Source organism: Bacillus sp. FSL W7-1034, from assembly GCF_038593365.1.
Taxonomy (GTDB): Bacteria; Bacillota; Bacilli; order Bacillales; family Bacillaceae; genus Bacillus; species Bacillus altitudinis.
Window position 1 is genome coordinate 586,595 of the sequence record NZ_CP151989.1, and the last position, 14,542, is coordinate 601,136.

General features: G+C 39.9%; 22 protein-coding genes. 14 read left to right on the plus strand and 8 right to left on the minus strand.

Annotated elements, in window-relative coordinates:
* Positions 1-19: 19 nt before the first annotated feature.
* The 3 genes from NST73_RS02865 to NST73_RS02875 all read left to right on the plus strand — a co-directional run bounded on the left by NST73_RS02865 (position 20) and on the right by NST73_RS02875 (position 3,063).
* Positions 20-1,222 carry an MFS transporter gene (locus tag NST73_RS02865; RefSeq protein WP_039170212.1) on the plus strand — a complete coding sequence of 401 codons (1,203 nt, stop codon included), beginning with the start codon at positions 20-22 and terminating at the stop codon, positions 1,220-1,222.
* A 360-nt stretch (positions 1,223-1,582) separates the two neighbouring features.
* Complete coding sequence (locus tag NST73_RS02870) at positions 1,583-2,551, plus strand: amidase domain-containing protein (RefSeq protein ID WP_327872471.1); 969 nt, start codon at positions 1,583-1,585, stop codon at positions 2,549-2,551.
* A gap of 41 nt (positions 2,552-2,592) precedes the next feature.
* Positions 2,593-3,063 (plus strand): hypothetical protein, encoded by a 471-nt coding sequence (locus tag NST73_RS02875; protein ID WP_024719174.1) that lies wholly within the window; start codon positions 2,593-2,595, stop codon positions 3,061-3,063.
* Positions 3,064-3,110: 47 nt separating this feature from the next.
* On the opposite strand, the gene NST73_RS02880 is transcribed toward NST73_RS02875, so the two are convergent.
* Together NST73_RS02880 and NST73_RS02885 are read right to left on the minus strand one after the other, a co-directional pair.
* Positions 3,111-3,527 carry a hypothetical protein gene (locus tag NST73_RS02880; RefSeq protein WP_342499363.1) on the minus strand — a complete coding sequence of 139 codons (417 nt, stop codon included), beginning with the start codon at positions 3,525-3,527 and terminating at the stop codon, positions 3,111-3,113.
* Positions 3,524-3,964 carry a LytTR family DNA-binding domain-containing protein gene (locus tag NST73_RS02885; protein ID WP_326241914.1) on the minus strand — a complete coding sequence of 147 codons (441 nt, stop codon included), beginning with the start codon at positions 3,962-3,964 and terminating at the stop codon, positions 3,524-3,526. Before NST73_RS02885 ends, NST73_RS02880 begins: the two co-directional genes overlap by 4 nt.
* Positions 3,965-4,125: 161 nt before the next feature.
* Between NST73_RS02885 and NST73_RS02890 the strand changes: the two genes are divergently transcribed.
* Positions 4,126-4,914, plus strand: a complete 789-nt coding sequence (locus tag NST73_RS02890; protein WP_096881059.1) for a GNAT family N-acetyltransferase — start codon at positions 4,126-4,128, stop codon at positions 4,912-4,914.
* On the opposite strand, the gene NST73_RS02895 is transcribed toward NST73_RS02890, so the two are convergent.
* On the minus strand, positions 4,906-5,379 hold the full coding sequence (locus NST73_RS02895) for a GNAT family N-acetyltransferase (protein ID WP_058336362.1): 474 nt from the start codon (positions 5,377-5,379) through the stop codon (positions 4,906-4,908). The two genes, NST73_RS02890 and NST73_RS02895, sit on opposite strands and share 9 nt — an antisense overlap.
* Before the next feature lie 51 nt (positions 5,380-5,430).
* Here NST73_RS02895 and NST73_RS02900 point away from each other — a divergent pair, with 51 nt between their 5' ends.
* Positions 5,431-5,700, plus strand: a complete 270-nt coding sequence (locus tag NST73_RS02900; protein ID WP_326241913.1) for a YesK-like family protein — start codon at positions 5,431-5,433, stop codon at positions 5,698-5,700.
* A gap of 12 nt (positions 5,701-5,712) precedes the next feature.
* Here the strand turns inward: NST73_RS02900 and NST73_RS02905 are convergent, their stop codons facing one another.
* The 3 genes from NST73_RS02905 to NST73_RS02915 form a co-directional block, all read right to left on the minus strand.
* Positions 5,713-6,237: a GNAT family protein gene (locus NST73_RS02905; RefSeq protein WP_024719169.1), complete on the minus strand. Its 525-nt coding sequence runs from the start codon at positions 6,235-6,237 to the stop codon at positions 5,713-5,715.
* Positions 6,234-6,629 carry a VOC family protein gene (locus NST73_RS02910; protein WP_326241912.1) on the minus strand — a complete coding sequence of 132 codons (396 nt, stop codon included), beginning with the start codon at positions 6,627-6,629 and terminating at the stop codon, positions 6,234-6,236. The genes NST73_RS02905 and NST73_RS02910 overlap by 4 nt, the downstream gene beginning before the upstream one ends.
* 68 nt (positions 6,630-6,697) lie before the next feature.
* Positions 6,698-7,321 (minus strand): GNAT family N-acetyltransferase, encoded by a 624-nt coding sequence (locus tag NST73_RS02915; RefSeq protein ID WP_096881062.1) that lies wholly within the window; start codon positions 7,319-7,321, stop codon positions 6,698-6,700.
* A 151-nt stretch (positions 7,322-7,472) separates the two neighbouring features.
* On the opposite strand from NST73_RS02915, the gene NST73_RS02920 reads away from it, so the two are divergent.
* The 6 genes from NST73_RS02920 (at position 7,473) to NST73_RS02945 (ending at position 11,545) form a co-directional block, all read left to right on the plus strand.
* Positions 7,473-8,024, plus strand: a complete 552-nt coding sequence (locus NST73_RS02920; protein ID WP_024719167.1) for a TetR/AcrR family transcriptional regulator — start codon at positions 7,473-7,475, stop codon at positions 8,022-8,024.
* Between the two features lie 79 nt (positions 8,025-8,103).
* Positions 8,104-8,643 carry a dihydrofolate reductase family protein gene (locus tag NST73_RS02925; RefSeq protein ID WP_024719166.1) on the plus strand — a complete coding sequence of 180 codons (540 nt, stop codon included), beginning with the start codon at positions 8,104-8,106 and terminating at the stop codon, positions 8,641-8,643.
* A gap of 108 nt (positions 8,644-8,751) precedes the next feature.
* A complete protein-coding gene (locus tag NST73_RS02930) occupies positions 8,752-9,225 on the plus strand; it encodes a MarR family transcriptional regulator (protein WP_041507616.1) in 474 nt (157 codons plus the stop codon).
* Positions 9,209-9,832, plus strand: a complete 624-nt coding sequence (locus tag NST73_RS02935; protein WP_039170198.1) for a nitroreductase family protein — start codon at positions 9,209-9,211, stop codon at positions 9,830-9,832. The genes NST73_RS02930 and NST73_RS02935 overlap by 17 nt, the downstream gene beginning before the upstream one ends.
* A 17-nt stretch (positions 9,833-9,849) precedes the next feature.
* Positions 9,850-10,902, plus strand: a complete 1,053-nt coding sequence (locus NST73_RS02940) for an LLM class flavin-dependent oxidoreductase (RefSeq protein WP_144680349.1) — start codon at positions 9,850-9,852, stop codon at positions 10,900-10,902.
* A 349-nt stretch (positions 10,903-11,251) separates the two neighbouring features.
* A complete protein-coding gene (locus NST73_RS02945) occupies positions 11,252-11,545 on the plus strand; it encodes a hypothetical protein (RefSeq protein ID WP_024719163.1) in 294 nt (97 codons plus the stop codon).
* 45 nt (positions 11,546-11,590) lie between these two features.
* Here the strand turns inward: NST73_RS02945 and NST73_RS02950 are convergent, their stop codons facing one another.
* Positions 11,591-12,145, minus strand: coding sequence for an XRE family transcriptional regulator (locus NST73_RS02950; protein WP_335350155.1), 555 nt, complete (start codon positions 12,143-12,145; stop codon positions 11,591-11,593).
* A 112-nt stretch (positions 12,146-12,257) separates the two neighbouring features.
* Between NST73_RS02950 and NST73_RS02955 the strand changes: the two genes are divergently transcribed.
* Positions 12,258-12,845 carry a LysE family transporter gene (locus NST73_RS02955; protein WP_039170191.1) on the plus strand — a complete coding sequence of 196 codons (588 nt, stop codon included), beginning with the start codon at positions 12,258-12,260 and terminating at the stop codon, positions 12,843-12,845.
* A gap of 4 nt (positions 12,846-12,849) precedes the next feature.
* On the opposite strand, the gene NST73_RS02960 is transcribed toward NST73_RS02955, so the two are convergent.
* Positions 12,850-13,401, minus strand: a complete 552-nt coding sequence (locus tag NST73_RS02960) for a GNAT family N-acetyltransferase (protein WP_144668396.1) — start codon at positions 13,399-13,401, stop codon at positions 12,850-12,852.
* Positions 13,402-13,527: 126 nt separating this feature from the next.
* Between NST73_RS02960 and NST73_RS02965 the strand changes: the two genes are divergently transcribed.
* A complete protein-coding gene (locus NST73_RS02965) occupies positions 13,528-13,713 on the plus strand; it encodes a CsbD family protein (protein WP_024719159.1) in 186 nt (61 codons plus the stop codon).
* A 153-nt stretch (positions 13,714-13,866) separates the two neighbouring features.
* Entirely contained in the window at positions 13,867-14,529 is a 663-nt protein-coding gene (locus NST73_RS02970; RefSeq protein ID WP_342499364.1) for an O-methyltransferase, read from the plus strand.
* The last annotated feature ends 13 nt before the right edge of the window (positions 14,530-14,542 follow it).

Here is a 14,542-nt window from a genome sequence, read left to right on the forward strand (position 1 = left end):
TAAAGGGGAAACAAACATCATGCAAAAACCGATTCGTGAGCAAAAAGCGGTACTTGTTATTTTATTAAGTAATATATTTATTGCGTTTTTAGGTATCGGTCTGATTATACCTGTCATGCCGCTCTTTATGAATGTCATGCATTTAACGGGCAGTACGATGGGATATCTTGTGGCGGCGTTTGCTGTTGCACAGCTTATCGCATCACCTATTGCGGGAAGATGGGTAGACCGATACGGAAGAAAGATCATGATTGTGTCTGGGCTGTTTCTATTCGCGTTATCAGAACTCGTTTTTGGCCTTGGGACACATGTGTATGTTCTGTATTTTGCAAGGCTTCTAGGCGGTATTAGTGCGGCATTTATCATGCCGGCTGTCACTGCCTATGTCGCTGATATCACAACCGTTCAAGAAAGATCAAAGGCAATGGGGTATGTATCCGCTGCTATTAGTACCGGATTTATCATCGGCCCGGGAATTGGCGGATTTATTGCAGAATATGGTGTTCGCCTGCCGTTTTTCTTTGCAGCAGGGATTGCATTTATTGCTGTGATTTCGTCTATGTTTATGCTGAAGGAACCATTAACAAAAGAAGAGCGAGAGAAACAAATGGATCAAGTGAAAGAATCGACCTTCTTTAAAGACTTGAAAAAATCGATTCATCCAAGTTATCTCATCGCCTTCATCATTGTCTTTGTGCTGGCGTTTGGACTATCTGCATATGAAACGGTCTTTAGCTTGTTTACAAATCACAAGTTTGGATTTGGTCCGAAGGATATTGCGATTATCATTACCGTCAGTTCAATTGTAGCCGTCATCATCCAAGTCCTCGTGTTTGGTAAAATGGTGAATGCGCTTGGGGAGAAACGAGTTATTCAACTATGCTTGATTGTTGGAGCAGTTCTCGCTTTTGTTTCCACAGTCGTGTCAGGCTTTATGGTTGTGCTGATCGTGACGTGTGTGATTTTCCTTGCGTTCGATTTATTGCGCCCTGCACTCACGACCTTCTTATCAAAAATCGCTGGCAATCAGCAAGGGTTTGTCGCAGGGATGAACTCTACCTACACAAGTCTTGGTACGATCTTTGGCCCGGCACTTGGCGGCATTTTATTCGATCAAAATATTCATTTCCCTTTCCTGTTTGCAGGTGTTGTCTTATTTCTTGGATTAGGCTTAACCCTTATTTGGAAGGGGAAGGCGACAGAAGAGGCATCAGGAGAATAATGAAAAGCAGATACTACCAATGCTTGTGTCTAGTGAGGAAATAATCCTTTTCCTAAAAAATCCTGTTGATAATTTACTAGTAGATTAAAAAATAAAGTAATAAAATGGAACACCAAAGATTTATTCAAAAATCTTTATTGAAAAAAGTGAGACCTTTTTTAGGTCTCTTTTTTTATGATTGAATAAAGAGTTAGAAATTTCATTTGAAATTAAGAAATGCTCAAAGTTAATTTGAATATTTTAATCTTCTTTTTTTGATTAAAAATACCTAATTAAAATGATTTTTATCATATGAATATATTGACAAAATAACCATATTGAACTATTGTGTATGATATTATTGTAAAAATGGAGGATGAAATGAAGATAATTACAGTATTATTAGGATGTATATTAGTGTTTAACTTTTTTTTCACCAATGATATTGAAGCTGCATCAACAAATGTTACACAGGTGAAATCAAATAATGATTATACATTAGGTGAAATTCAAACTATTTTAGAGACCTATTTAAAAAATAACGGTAAAAATCTTAGTTTAAATACTCAAGAATTTGATCAATTTGCTACAGATCAATTATTAGATGACAAAGATAAAGCTCTTGTCAATCATGAAAAATATGGGATGATATGTGACTTTCTAGTTTATTATTTACAAGAAAGACAAAATAATAATGATATTAGTAAGATGAAAAATAAAACAATTGGGCAAATCAGTAAAGAAGGTTTAGAAGAAGAAAATAATGTAGAACAAATAGTTAAAGAAAATGAGAATAAAATAAAAGCCTTTGGAAGTTCTTATAGTGTAACTAAAGCACAAGCATATGCAAGAAAATGGTACAATGGGAGAAATAGAAATTATAATGATTACTCAGGAGCAGGTGGAGATTGCACTAACTATGTATCTCAAATTCTTTATTCTGGTGGAAAGAAAGAGGAACAAGATAGGAAGAGGGCTGAACCACTAAAGGTTAATAATACTACCTATTATTGGTACAGTTTTATAAATAGTCTAGAAACAGGAAAGATATTTAGGTATGGACGCGCAGTCTCTTCTTCATGGATAAGAGTATCTGATTTTGGTGCTTATTGGGCTAGATCACAAAAAGTAAAAACTTACAATAATACTAAAGACGTTATCAAGAATGCTAAACCTGGAGATGTCATTCAGTTTATGAAAAATGGACGAAGTACTTATTTCCATACTATGTTTGTATATGGTAAATCCAATGGCACTTTACAGTTGTCGGGTCATTCAACTGACTATTTAAAAAGGAATATTAAGAATATATCAGGTATCAAGAAATATAGGTTAATTAAGTTTACATAAACAATATCAAAGTAATATAAAATAGAGTTTAGGAGTCGAACATGAAGACGAAATCATTAGTGGTTATAGTCACAACAATAATCCTCGTTATTCTTTTGGGATGGTTTCTTTTTGAAGCCACACATCAGCCGCCTATTTTAACGGGAACCTCTAAAGATGGTAAATGGCATGTAACATACGAGCCAGAAGAAGATATTGATCTTGCCAGTCAGAATTTATGGGCTGTCCATCTCACTTGGAATGAGCGTCCTAAGATGTATGTAAAGGAGTTTTCCTTTAAAGAAAATGGGGTAACAGTTTCATCTGGAAATGGAAAGGATGAACAAGTAAAAGCGCAAAAAATGGCAGTTGCAATCATGGCTGATCAGCCTGATCCAGCTAAACAATATGAAGTAAATCTCCTTTGGGAGGATAATGGTGTATTAAAAGAAGATGTTATTAAAGTGGATCACCAAATAAAGAGAGCGTTTGTTTTACCGAATCTTATAAAACGAATTTTCCATTTGTACTAATTGCATGAGTTATTCAAAAAGAGACCTTTCAAATAAGGTCTCTTTTTTTAAGGCTGCGGCTTCAGGTGATTCAGTGCCTGCGCCAGTTTTTGATTTTGTTGCTTTTTGTAAAACAGAAAGGCGATGATATGGCCTACTAATGTGAGAAAGGCTATACCGATAAAATAAGGCATGATCCATTCGAGCAGTGTAGTCGAATATAAAGCGACGGCTCCTACTTGAAACCCTAAATTGACGACAGTGGAGATGAGAATGTTGATGGGTGCTGGAAAGGTAAAGTAGTTCCATAGTAAAGGATACATGACCCCAAAGACGATGCCTGCCAGAATACCGATGGCAATGATGTGCCACACGTAATGAAAAGGGATAGAGGATGACCATTGAGTGATTGACAGGATGAGTGTCAGCCATACGATAGAGACAAAAGCTGTTTGCATAAATTGATGTGTTAGTTCCTTGATCATTTGAATCGCTCCTTTATATATTTGGCGTAATGACGACTGACGGTGTAACTGTTTTTCGAGATGGTTTCGACCTCTAAGCGAGCGTACGTACCAGCGACAAAACTGTCGACTTGCGCCAAATTGAGAATGACTGCATTGTTGATACGATAGAAATGTTCACGCTCTAGCGACTTCAGATCCTTCAGCCGTTTACTGAGAAAATATGTCGTACCCTGAGTCGTGATCACCTTTGACAGATGTCCAAACGCAGAGATCGCTTCAATTTGTTCTAATGGTAAAAGAGACTGCCGATCATTTTTTGGATCTTTGACCGTTAGAGATGTACTAGTCTCCAGCATTGATGCCATCTTTTGTAAACGTTCTTGATTATGTGGATGGCTGATGACGTCTACTTCCGTCACATCCTTTTCTTGATTCCAGATCAAACGAAATTTCATCCATAAACCTCCTCTCACAATGAGCATAGCAATAGATAAAAGCGAATGCGATTGAATGTTGCTTTGATGCAGAAGAATTCTTTTTGTTGCAAAGATTCACCGTGTGTCTGCGGCTTTCCTTTATAATGAAAAGATACTCGTTCGTGAATGGAGGAATGATGTTGTATCTTGTAGATCAACAAAGGACAGGAGCGGTAAAAGAGGAAATTCGGCGGATTGATCCTGCCTATCCAGTGTTCGTAGATGCGATACTCGATGGGGTGATACAAGGAGATTTATATGTGGATCACCGAGATCACCCGTGTGTCTATTTTGCAGGGACGACAACCGGCATTTATTATGTCGCAGGCAAAACAGAAGCAGCACTCTCATTATGTTCAACGTTCATTGTGGATGTTTATAAAAAGCAGAAAAGAGAGAACAGACGGTTCACTTTGTTTTCAGCAAATCCAGCATCAGATGAGATGATGAAAAAATGCTTCGGTTCCCAACTGAATGAAATGCAAAGACATGCATATTCTTATGACTTGACCTCTCCTGATCTGATTGTGCCTGATCAAGACGAAATGATCAAACGCACGAATGAACAAGTCATTGCCGCAAGCAAAGTATTCCCATCCAGCTATTATGAAGCATATTGGGGAGGAGTAGATCACTTTTTATCTAATGGCGTCGGAGTTGCCATCTTAAATGGTGAAGATGTGGTCAGTGAATGTGTCTCTATTTTTTTAAGTGAAAAACGTGTGGAAATCGATATTTGGACAGATGAAGCCTGCCGTGGAAAAGGGTTGGCTTTGTTAGCAGCTCAGCAAATGATCAGCATCTGTGTTGAAAAAGGGAAGACACCGCATTGGGATTGCGATGTCCATCATGCAGCCTCGGCCAAATTGGCAGAGAAGCTAGGTTTTCATTGGACAAAGACGTATCGTTTATTTTATGCCTCACGCTGAAAAGGTTTTGAGATACCAAGCATCCATGGCAGAATGCTCTGAGCCTTCAATCGGTGCAGGAAGAAGAGAGAAGTCATACCGTTGATAAAGACCAGTAGCAGCTGTTAATTCACTGCGGGTTTCTAAATAACAAGCATCGTAGTATGTAGCAGCATATTGCAGGGCCGTATCCATCAGTTTCTTGCCCGCACCTTTGCCTTGTGCTTTGGGGCTTAAATAAAGCTTTTGCAGCTCACAAATGCCATCTGTGAAAGGGGCAATGCCAACGCCACCAACAATTTCACCATGTTCTTCGGCAATCCAATAGGCTGCATGAGTCAATGATTGATAGTAATCGAAAAGCTGATCAAGGTGTGGGTCTGTGTAGGCTGTACCTTCAATCGCAAGATTCGCTGATTCTAATGACTGGCGGATAATGGCCGCGATAAAAGGATTGTCCTGCTTTTGAATCGGTCTAATATTCATTGGAAAAACCTCCGTTGTCATAGGATAAAAAAGAAAAGGAGTTGATGCGATATGTTCTGGCTGCAAACCGCTATTTTTACTGTCATTGTACTCTGTCTCTCGTGGTGGGCAGGAAAAAGACGCAGGCATCGCCATGCCGGGCTGATTGTTCCGATATGTATCACCTTGTTTGGATTGTTCTTATTGATCGGCAGTTTCTTCATTGGCAGATGGGAAGGGATGGCGCTCAGCATATCAAGCGTCTCTATCGTTCTCTCTTCTATCATTTGTTTGCTCATCGTTACAGGGGTTCATTTGTTTAAAAAAGATGACCCATCGTAGGCTGGGACATCTTTATGATTTGATTCTATCGTATTCCTCACGAAGGATGCCCATCATGATGACATCCGAATAAGCACCGTTGAAATAGAGCGCTTGACGTCTTTTTCCTTCATATTGAAATCCGGCTTTCTCATAGCTTCGAAAGGCTCGTGGGTTATGGGAAAAAACTTCAAGCTCAAGCCGATTGAGTTCTAACGTCTCAAAGGCAAATGTTTGAACCATCCGAACAGCCTCAGTACCATATCCTTTGTGAAAATGCTCTGGACCATGTAGCGCAATGCGGAAACTTGCCGTATGGTTTATCGGATCAATATCCACAATCGCCGCATCCCCGATCATTTCTTTCGTGTCTAGCAGACAAATAGCAAAGTCTCGTCTACTGTCATCCAGCAGAAAACGGGTATAGGCTGAACGAATTTCTTCTAGTGTGAACGTTTTGCGTGTGCCAGTCATATAAAGTGTTTCTGCATGCTGGCATCCTCTATGAATACCAGGATAATCTTTTTCTTCAATCGGTCTCAAGAATAATCGAGTCATGATGGATCAGCCTCCTCTAAATATCGGGAGATTTCAATTAAGTTCATATCAGGATCACGGATATAAATGGATTCAATCGGACCTAATGCACCAGAACGTCTGACCGGGCCTTCTTCAATTGGAACAACCTGCTTTCGAAGATGAAGCAATAAACTGTCTATATCTAAATCGGTGATAAAACACAAGTCAGCAGATCCAGGCTTGGGATGAGCAGCTTTTGGTTCAAATTCATGACCCACTTCATGAAGGTTGATCTTTTGTAAGCCAAAACGAAGGGCTTTACGGCCTTCTCCAAAATTTTCTTCCTTCATTCCTAATACGTTTGTATAAAAGCGAATGGTTTCCTCCATATGTTGTACAGTCAACACGATATGATCAAGTCGTCGTATCATCAGTCTCTCCTCCAAGTATGATCATTGTCTGAACTGCTTCTATTATATCATCCCTTGAAGAAGATACCTTATTTGATCACGGTTTTATAACTCCAGCTTTCTAGGGACATCTCTTCTCCGTGCAGTACTCTCTCATCAAACTCCGTCCACCCATTTTTTCGATAGAAATGACGATTGGCCTCGTTATGTGTAATCAGTGTGAACAGTCCGCCGCCTTGCCGGGCGATAAAGGGGAAAAGACATTGCTTTAACATACGGCTTCCAAGTTTTTTTCCTTGTTGGTCTTTTGCAACGACAAGAGCTTCTAAATACCAGTAAGGTTTCTTTAAGGAAGAACACGCTTTTTTTGCCTCCTTTAACATACGGAACACATGCTGAATCGCCGATATGCCGCCAGTAAAGAGCAGCTTTAACCCACCAGATAACACATAATCCATGAGTCCTGGCTCAGGAAGACGGGGATGTTTTAACAGGGCGGCAGACACAATTTTCTCGTTCTCAACCCCGACCAAACAGATTTGATGCTGAAAATATACCCTTGTATTGATCAAATGCAGCTGACGGGCGAAAGCAGCACGCTTGGTAACCTTTTCGCATAATAAATCAAAAAATGAATAGTTCTGAAATGAATCATCTAACAACGCTGCCACTTGAGGCAGTTCATCCTCTCTAGCAAGTCTGAATTGAAACATATGATGGTCCTCCTTTTTTTTGAACAGATATAGATTATTGAACATGTGTCTATTATAATAAGAGGAAAATAAACCGAACATCGGCAATGAATGATCTCTTGTTCATAAATAGACAGGTATAGCCAGATTGTTCAAAAATGGAGGGTGTTTGATGAAGGACAGACGAACAATCAAAACCAAAAAGGCGATACGGGAAAGCTTTCTTGAGCTTTTAAAGGAAAAAGATGTTCAACAAATTACAGTATCAGAGCTATCTAGAAGAGCGGATTTAGGAAGAGGGACCTTTTATTTGCACTACCAAGATGTATTTGATTTGCATGAACAGCTTGAGAAGGAACTATTCGATCAGCTTGGCGGACTATACGATGAATCGTTTCCAAGCCAGGACCCGCTTGATATGCTGTCCTTTTTAAACAAAACAACCGAGTATTTAAAAGAAAAACAATTCATGATGACGTTGTTTGTCAAACCGAATAGCCCAACGACGAATCAATTCAAATCGTTTTTTAAAGAAAAAATCATGAAAGAGTGGCAGCTTGATCAGCGTCAAATTACGGAGCATGAACAGATTGTGGCCTCATTTGTTGTGTCTGGTGTTGTTGGTGTACTGGAGGAATGGATTCATGAAGGGATGACAGTCGAAGCGGGGCAGCTTGCACACATCTTGTACAAGCTTCTCATGAAGGTAGAACAGGAATCGTAAGAAACGAATTAATCATATACTCTTTTTCTTTCCTGTCTGTTAAGATAAGAATGTATGTTCTTAATTGAAGTGGGGAGTGGTGAGATTGAAAAGGAAATTACTATTTTATGGGGCAATGAGCATTGATGGATATTTAGCAAGGGATGATCACCGTTTAGATTGGCTCATAGGAACAGAAGGCGAAGAGGATACGAGATATGAGGAATTTTATGCTTCAGTTGATACGCTGATCATGGGACGGAACACATATGAACAGGTTCTAAAGCTCTCACCTGATGGGTTTCCTTATGAAGACAAGACATGTTATATCGTTTCTCGCACTTTACAAGACAGTCATACAGGGACCCGTATCATTCGTGAAGATGTTCTCTCATTTATCCACAACTTAAAAAATGAAAAAGGGCAACATATCTGGATAGTAGGAGGCGGGGAACTGCTTCAAGCATTATTAAAAGAAAAATTAGTCGATGAGCTGTATCTCCAAATCGCACCTGTCATGATTGGAAAAGGAATCCCTCTTTTCCCTCCAACTGAACAGGAATCTAGATTTTCATTACAACAAGTGAATCAATACAAACAAATTGCTGAAATGCATTTTGTGTTAAAAGAAGACCACTAAATCAAAGGGGTCTTTTTTTAATCAAACAAACACGTTGACAAGAAAATATCCTAGTGTTAGGATAAATTTATCCTAGTTTTAGGATTTATTGAAAAAGGAGTAGTTGCCATGGTGAAGCAAGATCAGGAATTAGACTTAAGGCTTTTCCGAGTATGGATGAAAGCCTACCATGCCCTTTTTGCAAACATCCAAAAAGACATTGAACGTTATGATATCGGATTTGAAAACTTTCAAATTCTTGAATTACTGTATAGTAAGGGACCGCATCCCGTTCAAAAAATTAGTGAGATTCTATCCATTCCAAGTGGGAGCATCACCTATGTGGTCAACAAATTAGAAAAGCAAGAATTAGTCAAAAGACAATGTGCACCTTCTGATAAACGTGTATTCCATGTATTACTGACAGATAAAGGGAAGCAGCTATTTGACGATATTTTTCCAAAACATACAGATGTCATTTCACAAAATCTGTCCTTTATCGAAACAGAGGAAAAAGAACAGCTCATTGAATGGTTGAAAAAAATCGGTTTAGGTGCAAAACAACTTCACGAAAAGGGGAAACAAGATGACACACAGCTTTGATACATTGGTACGTGAAAGACGATCAGCATCAAATTTTTTGCCAAATATCTCGATTTCGAGAGAAGAGCTTAATAGTATCTTTGAAGAAGTGAAGTTGGCACCTTCAGCCTTTAATTTACAGCATACGCAATATGTCGTCGTCCAATCAGAAGCGCTTAAAGAGCAAGTAAGAGATGCTGCATTTGGACAATATAAGGTGCATTCCGCTTCAGCAGCGATCATTGTACTCGGCGATCCGAAAGCTTATGAGCAAGCAGGAAACATTTATGAAGGCCTAAAAATGCTCGGCATCTTAAATGCGCAACAATATGAGGAAATGGTCAGAGAGACGATGAGTTTTTATGTGCAGAGAGGATCAGACTTTCAGAAAGAAGAGGCGATTCGCAATGCTTCATTATCTGCCATGCTATTTATGCTTGCCGCCAAAAACAAGGGATGGGATACTTGCCCAATGATCGGCTTTGACCCCGAAGCAATGAAAAAGGTGTTAAACATCGAATCAGATTTGGTTCCTGTATTAATGATCACGCTCGGAAAAGAAAAAGTAGAGAGCAGACAAGCGAGAGGCTATCGCAAGCCGGTCTCTGAATTTGTGACATATTTATAAGATAGGGGGTTCCATTCATGGAACTAGGAATTAGTACATTTGTAGAAACAACACCTGATTTTCAAACAGGAAAAACAGTCAGCCACGCACAGCGTATTCGTGAAGTAGTAGAAGAAATTATTTTAGCAGATCAAGTGGGTCTCGACGTTTTTGGTGTAGGAGAGCATCATCGTGAAGATTTTGCCGCATCAAATCCAGCAGTCGTATTAGCAGCTGCGGCAACGCAAACAAATAATATTCGTCTGACAAGTGCCGTAACTGTTCTTTCATCGGCAGATCCTGTTCGTGTGTTTCAAGATTTTGCGACATTAGATGGCCTTTCTAACGGTCGTGCAGAGATCATGGCTGGCCGTGGATCATTTATTGAATCGTTCCCGCTTTTTGGCTATGACTTAGATGATTATGAAGAATTATTTGAAGAAAAACTAGATTTACTGTTGAAATTACAGCAGTCAGAGCGTGTGACGTGGAGCGGTAAGCACCGTCCTTCCATTCAGGATGTCGGCGTATATCCAAGACCTGTTCAAGATCCGCTTCCCATCTGGATTGGCAGTGGAGGAAACAGAGAATCTGTCGTACGTGCTGGATTATTAGGATTACCACTTGTCCTTGCCATTATTGGCGGCAGCCCTAGACAGTTCGCACCGCTAGTGCAGCTCTACAAGCAAGCTGCGATTCACGCTGGACATGATCCTGAGAAATTAACGGTGGCATCCCATTCACATGGATTTGTTGCGGAGGAAACAGAATTAGCAGCAGATCAATTCTTCCCTTCTACACAGCATGTCATGAATACATTAGCAAGAGAACGAGGCTGGGGACCTTATACCCGTTCTACATTCGATGCAGCAAGAACATTAGAAGGTGCATTGTATGTAGGAGATCCAGATGCCGTAGCAGAGAAAGTGATTCATCTGCGAAAAAATGTAGGCATTACGCGCTTCATGCTGCACGTACCGGTCGGTTCGATGCCGCATGATCAAGTGCTGAAAGCTATTGAGTTATTTGGGAAAGAAGTGGCTCCTAAAGTAAGAGAAGAGGTTGCTCGCTGGGAAGCCGAACAAGCATAACAAAAAAGTCGATCAAGTGAATAGGCTTGATCGACTTTTTCTTATGCTTAAGGATCAATAACACATGGTTTCACTGTAGGGCATGAAGCAGCAGAAGCAAATGGTGTGGCCGTCAAGGTGAAGAGGAAAACAAGTTGAAAACAGATAAGCCATTTTTTCATGAAATCACCTCCGTTATCAATTGTTTCACTAGAACGAGGTGAGGATAAAAGCATAGAAGTATGTAACACCCTCTATCCAGCATAAGACAATCATATCATAATTTTCAAAAAAATGAAAAAATAACTTACTAAAGTTCTAAATTATGGTATGGTTAATATGTTCAACAAAAAAAGGGAGGGATTTTTGTATGAAAAAGGTCATAACTTCTGTTTTGGTTGGAGCAATTGTTTTAACGGGTGCGGGTGTCACCGCTGTCCCAGTAGAAGCGAAGGGGAAAGTAAGCAGTGAAGTAACGGTACAAGCAAGTCGAACCGTCTCGGAAACGAGAACATATACGACGTCAAACATCCCATCAAGTATTACATATGCAAAGGATGGATGGGTCGGTATTCTCTATCAATCGTCAATTGAAGAGTTAGGTTTAGGAAAATATAGAGTTACCTTTACTGGAACGGTTGTACGCGATCCAGGATTTAATTAAATATAAAATGTAAAGCTGACAGGTGGACAAGCCTGTCAGCTTTTTTTAATGGGGATAATAAAGAATCATTTGCATCCTTACCATCTGTTGTCCTGATTGTTTATACTCATGGGCACGGTCAGCTTTAAACCGAATCGAGTCGCCAGCTTGTAATGTGTATTGCTCATCACCGATCGATAAATCAAGTGCTCCCTCAAATACGGTAATCAATTCCTCTGTACCGCCGATATGTTCTTCCGCACTTAACGACCCATGAGGATCAATTTCTACCTGATAGACTTCAAATTTTCTCAGGTCATCAAATGGGAACGTCGTATATACCCGATACTTTCCCTCGTCCTCGGTTAAAACTTGTCCTTCTTCTTTTCGCACGATCTTAATTTCAGGTTGCGGTGCGTATATGAGTTCACTAAAAGACACCTTCAACCCATTGGCGATTTTCCACAGAGTGGTGATGGTCGGTGTGGATTCTCCTCTTTCGATTTGCCCAATCATCGTTTTACTCACACTTGTTACCTCAGCCATCTTTTCTAGGCTTAATTTCTTTTGCTCTCTTAGCAGTTTGACATTTCTAGCAATAATTGATTGTACATCCTCCATCAAAAAACTCCTTTCTTTTATTTACTTTATAACGACCGAATAGTACAATGAAACGTAATATACGCAATAAAGACTTTTGAGTCTAAATAACGTATGAAAAGGAGGTAACGATTTGATTGTTTCCATGTTGATTTATGCTTTTGTTACCAGTTTCACCCCTGGGCCGAATAATATCATGGCGATGGTCTTTACGAATAAATATGGGGTCAAGCAAACATTTCGATTTTGTTTAGGGGTTGGGATCGGATTTTTGGTCATTTTGTGTTTGAGTGGTTTCTTTAATCTCATTCTTTATCAAGTCATGCCGAAAATCGGCTGGGTCATGGCTTTCATAGGAGCCGGTTACATGATCTATTTGGCTGTTAAAATCATGAAAAGTAAAGGCGGAGATGACGAAACATTAGACCGCTATAATCATTTTATCCCGGGAATGCTGCTGCAATTTATTAATCCGAAAGCCATTTTGTATGGGTTAACCGTCATTTCCACTTTTGTTCTGCCGTATGGACAGTCCAATATGCAATACATGTTGTTGACGCTGATTCTTGCCATCATTGGTTTTTTAGGCACATTTAGCTGGAGTTTATTTGGCTCTGTATTCAAGCGTTTTTTGACTCTTTATCAGCGGCCGTTCCAGTTCGTCATGGGGCTGCTGCTTATGTATAGTGCGATTTCGATGATCTGGAGTTATGTCATGTAAGCGGTCAGGAGACTGGCCGCTGCCTGCCCATCACAACCGTATCATAATACATGCCGTCCGCCAGCCGTTTATCTTTTTTTAACAAGCCTTCAATCTCAAAGCCATAGTGTTCATATAAACGAATGGCTTTTTGATTGGTTTCCATTACTTGAAGTGACATCTTTTGAATGCCTTGCTGATCTGCCCAGTCGATCGATGTAGCTAAAAGTTCTTTCCCGATGTGATAGCCCCAAGCGGCCTTCTGTACGGCGACGCCAAACGTTACTTTGTGAGCAGAGCGCTTAAGAGAATGTCCTTCGCATCTTGAAAAACCGACAATGTCTCCTTCAATATCTGCAACTAAAAAGAGATGACGGCATTCCTTGGAATCCTCTTGAATCAACGCCTCGAACCCTTTCTCATCAATAAAAGCTTCACCCGGTTCACGATCTAAATATTCGGTTTCACCATCGATTTTCAGTCTGAGAGTTGATAACTGTTTGGCATCTGCTAATGCAGCAGAGCGAATACGATAGGTCACACCACGTACAGTGAACATACTTTCAGAAATGATCATTGAACAGACCACCAACCTTTCATTCCATTATGTCTATCATACCTGAAACGCGCACACAGCACACTCAGATGTTTTGTCATGTGCAAAAAGGATAAATAAACAGTATCAAACGTGGAGGTGGAACAAATGAGTGAACAAAATGGACATATGGATAAAGCGAAAGGAAAAACAAATCAAGTCAAAGGTCAAGTGAAAGAAAAACTTGGCGAAGCGACAGATCGTGAAAACCTGAAAGCAGAAGGAAAGAAAGATCAAGTAAAAGGAAAGCTTCAAGATAAAAAAGGTGACGTGAAAAATAAGCTAAATCAGTAGTTTGCACATACTTGCAGGTACTCGCCCCATGTATCCATCATCACATTCCTTTCATCAATAAAATCAATAGGTGTGTGAAAAGAATTGATTATAAATTCTTGCTTCCGTCATGTAGACTTTAAATAGAAGACATGAACAAGGGAGATGGATGAAATGAAGCAAGTATGGGGGAAAGTTGACGAGTATATCAAAGACAAATTGATGGCCAAAGATGACGTATTGGAGCAAACTCTTATCAAGAATAAGCAAGCCGGGTTACCAGAAATAGATGTGTCGCCGGCCCAAGGAAAACTGCTTTATTTGTTAGCAAAAACCAGGGGTGCAAAGCGCATTTTAGAAATCGGTACACTTGGCGGTTATAGTACCATTTGGCTTGCCCGTGCACTTGAATCGGATGGAGAACTCATGACATTAGAGGCTGTCAGTCATCATGCAGAAACCGCACAACAAAACATAGACAGAGCAGGCCTAGCAGAACGTGTCACCATTTTACAAGGAAAAGCGTTAGATACTTTATCTCAGTTAAAAGAGCAGGATACGCTTCCGTTCGATTTGATTTTCATTGATGCAGACAAACCAAACAACCCGCAATATTTGAAGTGGGCGTTACATTTCTCAAAAAAGGGAACAGTCATTATTGCAGACAATGTGGTCAGAAATGGGGCAGTTCTCCATGCCTCTGATCAAGATGAGCGAGTGAAGGGAACGCGTGAATTTTTCAATTTACTCAAACAAGAGTCGAGAATAGAAGCAACCGCTATTCAAACTGTTGGCGAAAAAGGCTATGACGGCTTTATATACGGTATCGTAAAATGAAAAAAGCTTAACC

Excerpts from the sequence above, each read along its gene's own strand:
- NST73_RS02865 (WP_039170212.1), top strand. The coding sequence starts at position 20 with ATGCAAAAACCGATTCGTGAGCAAAAAGCGGTACTTGTTATTTTATTA.
- NST73_RS02870 (WP_327872471.1), top strand. The coding sequence starts at position 1,583 with ATGAAGATAATTACAGTATTATTAGGATGTATATTAGTGTTTAACTTT.
- NST73_RS02875 (WP_024719174.1), top strand. The coding sequence starts at position 2,593 with ATGAAGACGAAATCATTAGTGGTTATAGTCACAACAATAATCCTCGTT.
- NST73_RS02880 (WP_342499363.1), bottom strand. The coding sequence starts at position 3,527 with ATGATCAAGGAACTAACACATCAATTTATGCAAACAGCTTTTGTCTCT.
- NST73_RS02885 (WP_326241914.1), bottom strand. The coding sequence starts at position 3,964 with ATGAAATTTCGTTTGATCTGGAATCAAGAAAAGGATGTGACGGAAGTA.
- NST73_RS02895 (WP_058336362.1), bottom strand. The coding sequence starts at position 5,379 with ATGAATATTAGACCGATTCAAAAGCAGGACAATCCTTTTATCGCGGCC.
- NST73_RS02900 (WP_326241913.1), top strand. The coding sequence starts at position 5,431 with ATGTTCTGGCTGCAAACCGCTATTTTTACTGTCATTGTACTCTGTCTC.
- NST73_RS02905 (WP_024719169.1), bottom strand. The coding sequence starts at position 6,237 with ATGACTCGATTATTCTTGAGACCGATTGAAGAAAAAGATTATCCTGGT.
- NST73_RS02910 (WP_326241912.1), bottom strand. The coding sequence starts at position 6,629 with ATGATACGACGACTTGATCATATCGTGTTGACTGTACAACATATGGAG.
- NST73_RS02915 (WP_096881062.1), bottom strand. The coding sequence starts at position 7,321 with ATGTTTCAATTCAGACTTGCTAGAGAGGATGAACTGCCTCAAGTGGCA.
- NST73_RS02920 (WP_024719167.1), top strand. The coding sequence starts at position 7,473 with ATGAAGGACAGACGAACAATCAAAACCAAAAAGGCGATACGGGAAAGC.
- NST73_RS02930 (WP_041507616.1), top strand. The coding sequence starts at position 8,752 with ATGGTGAAGCAAGATCAGGAATTAGACTTAAGGCTTTTCCGAGTATGG.
- NST73_RS02935 (WP_039170198.1), top strand. The coding sequence starts at position 9,209 with ATGACACACAGCTTTGATACATTGGTACGTGAAAGACGATCAGCATCA.
- NST73_RS02940 (WP_144680349.1), top strand. The coding sequence starts at position 9,850 with ATGGAACTAGGAATTAGTACATTTGTAGAAACAACACCTGATTTTCAA.
- NST73_RS02945 (WP_024719163.1), top strand. The coding sequence starts at position 11,252 with ATGAAAAAGGTCATAACTTCTGTTTTGGTTGGAGCAATTGTTTTAACG.
- NST73_RS02950 (WP_335350155.1), bottom strand. The coding sequence starts at position 12,145 with ATGGAGGATGTACAATCAATTATTGCTAGAAATGTCAAACTGCTAAGA.
- NST73_RS02960 (WP_144668396.1), bottom strand. The coding sequence starts at position 13,401 with ATGATCATTTCTGAAAGTATGTTCACTGTACGTGGTGTGACCTATCGT.
- NST73_RS02965 (WP_024719159.1), top strand. The coding sequence starts at position 13,528 with ATGAGTGAACAAAATGGACATATGGATAAAGCGAAAGGAAAAACAAAT.
- NST73_RS02970 (WP_342499364.1), top strand. The coding sequence starts at position 13,867 with ATGAAGCAAGTATGGGGGAAAGTTGACGAGTATATCAAAGACAAATTG.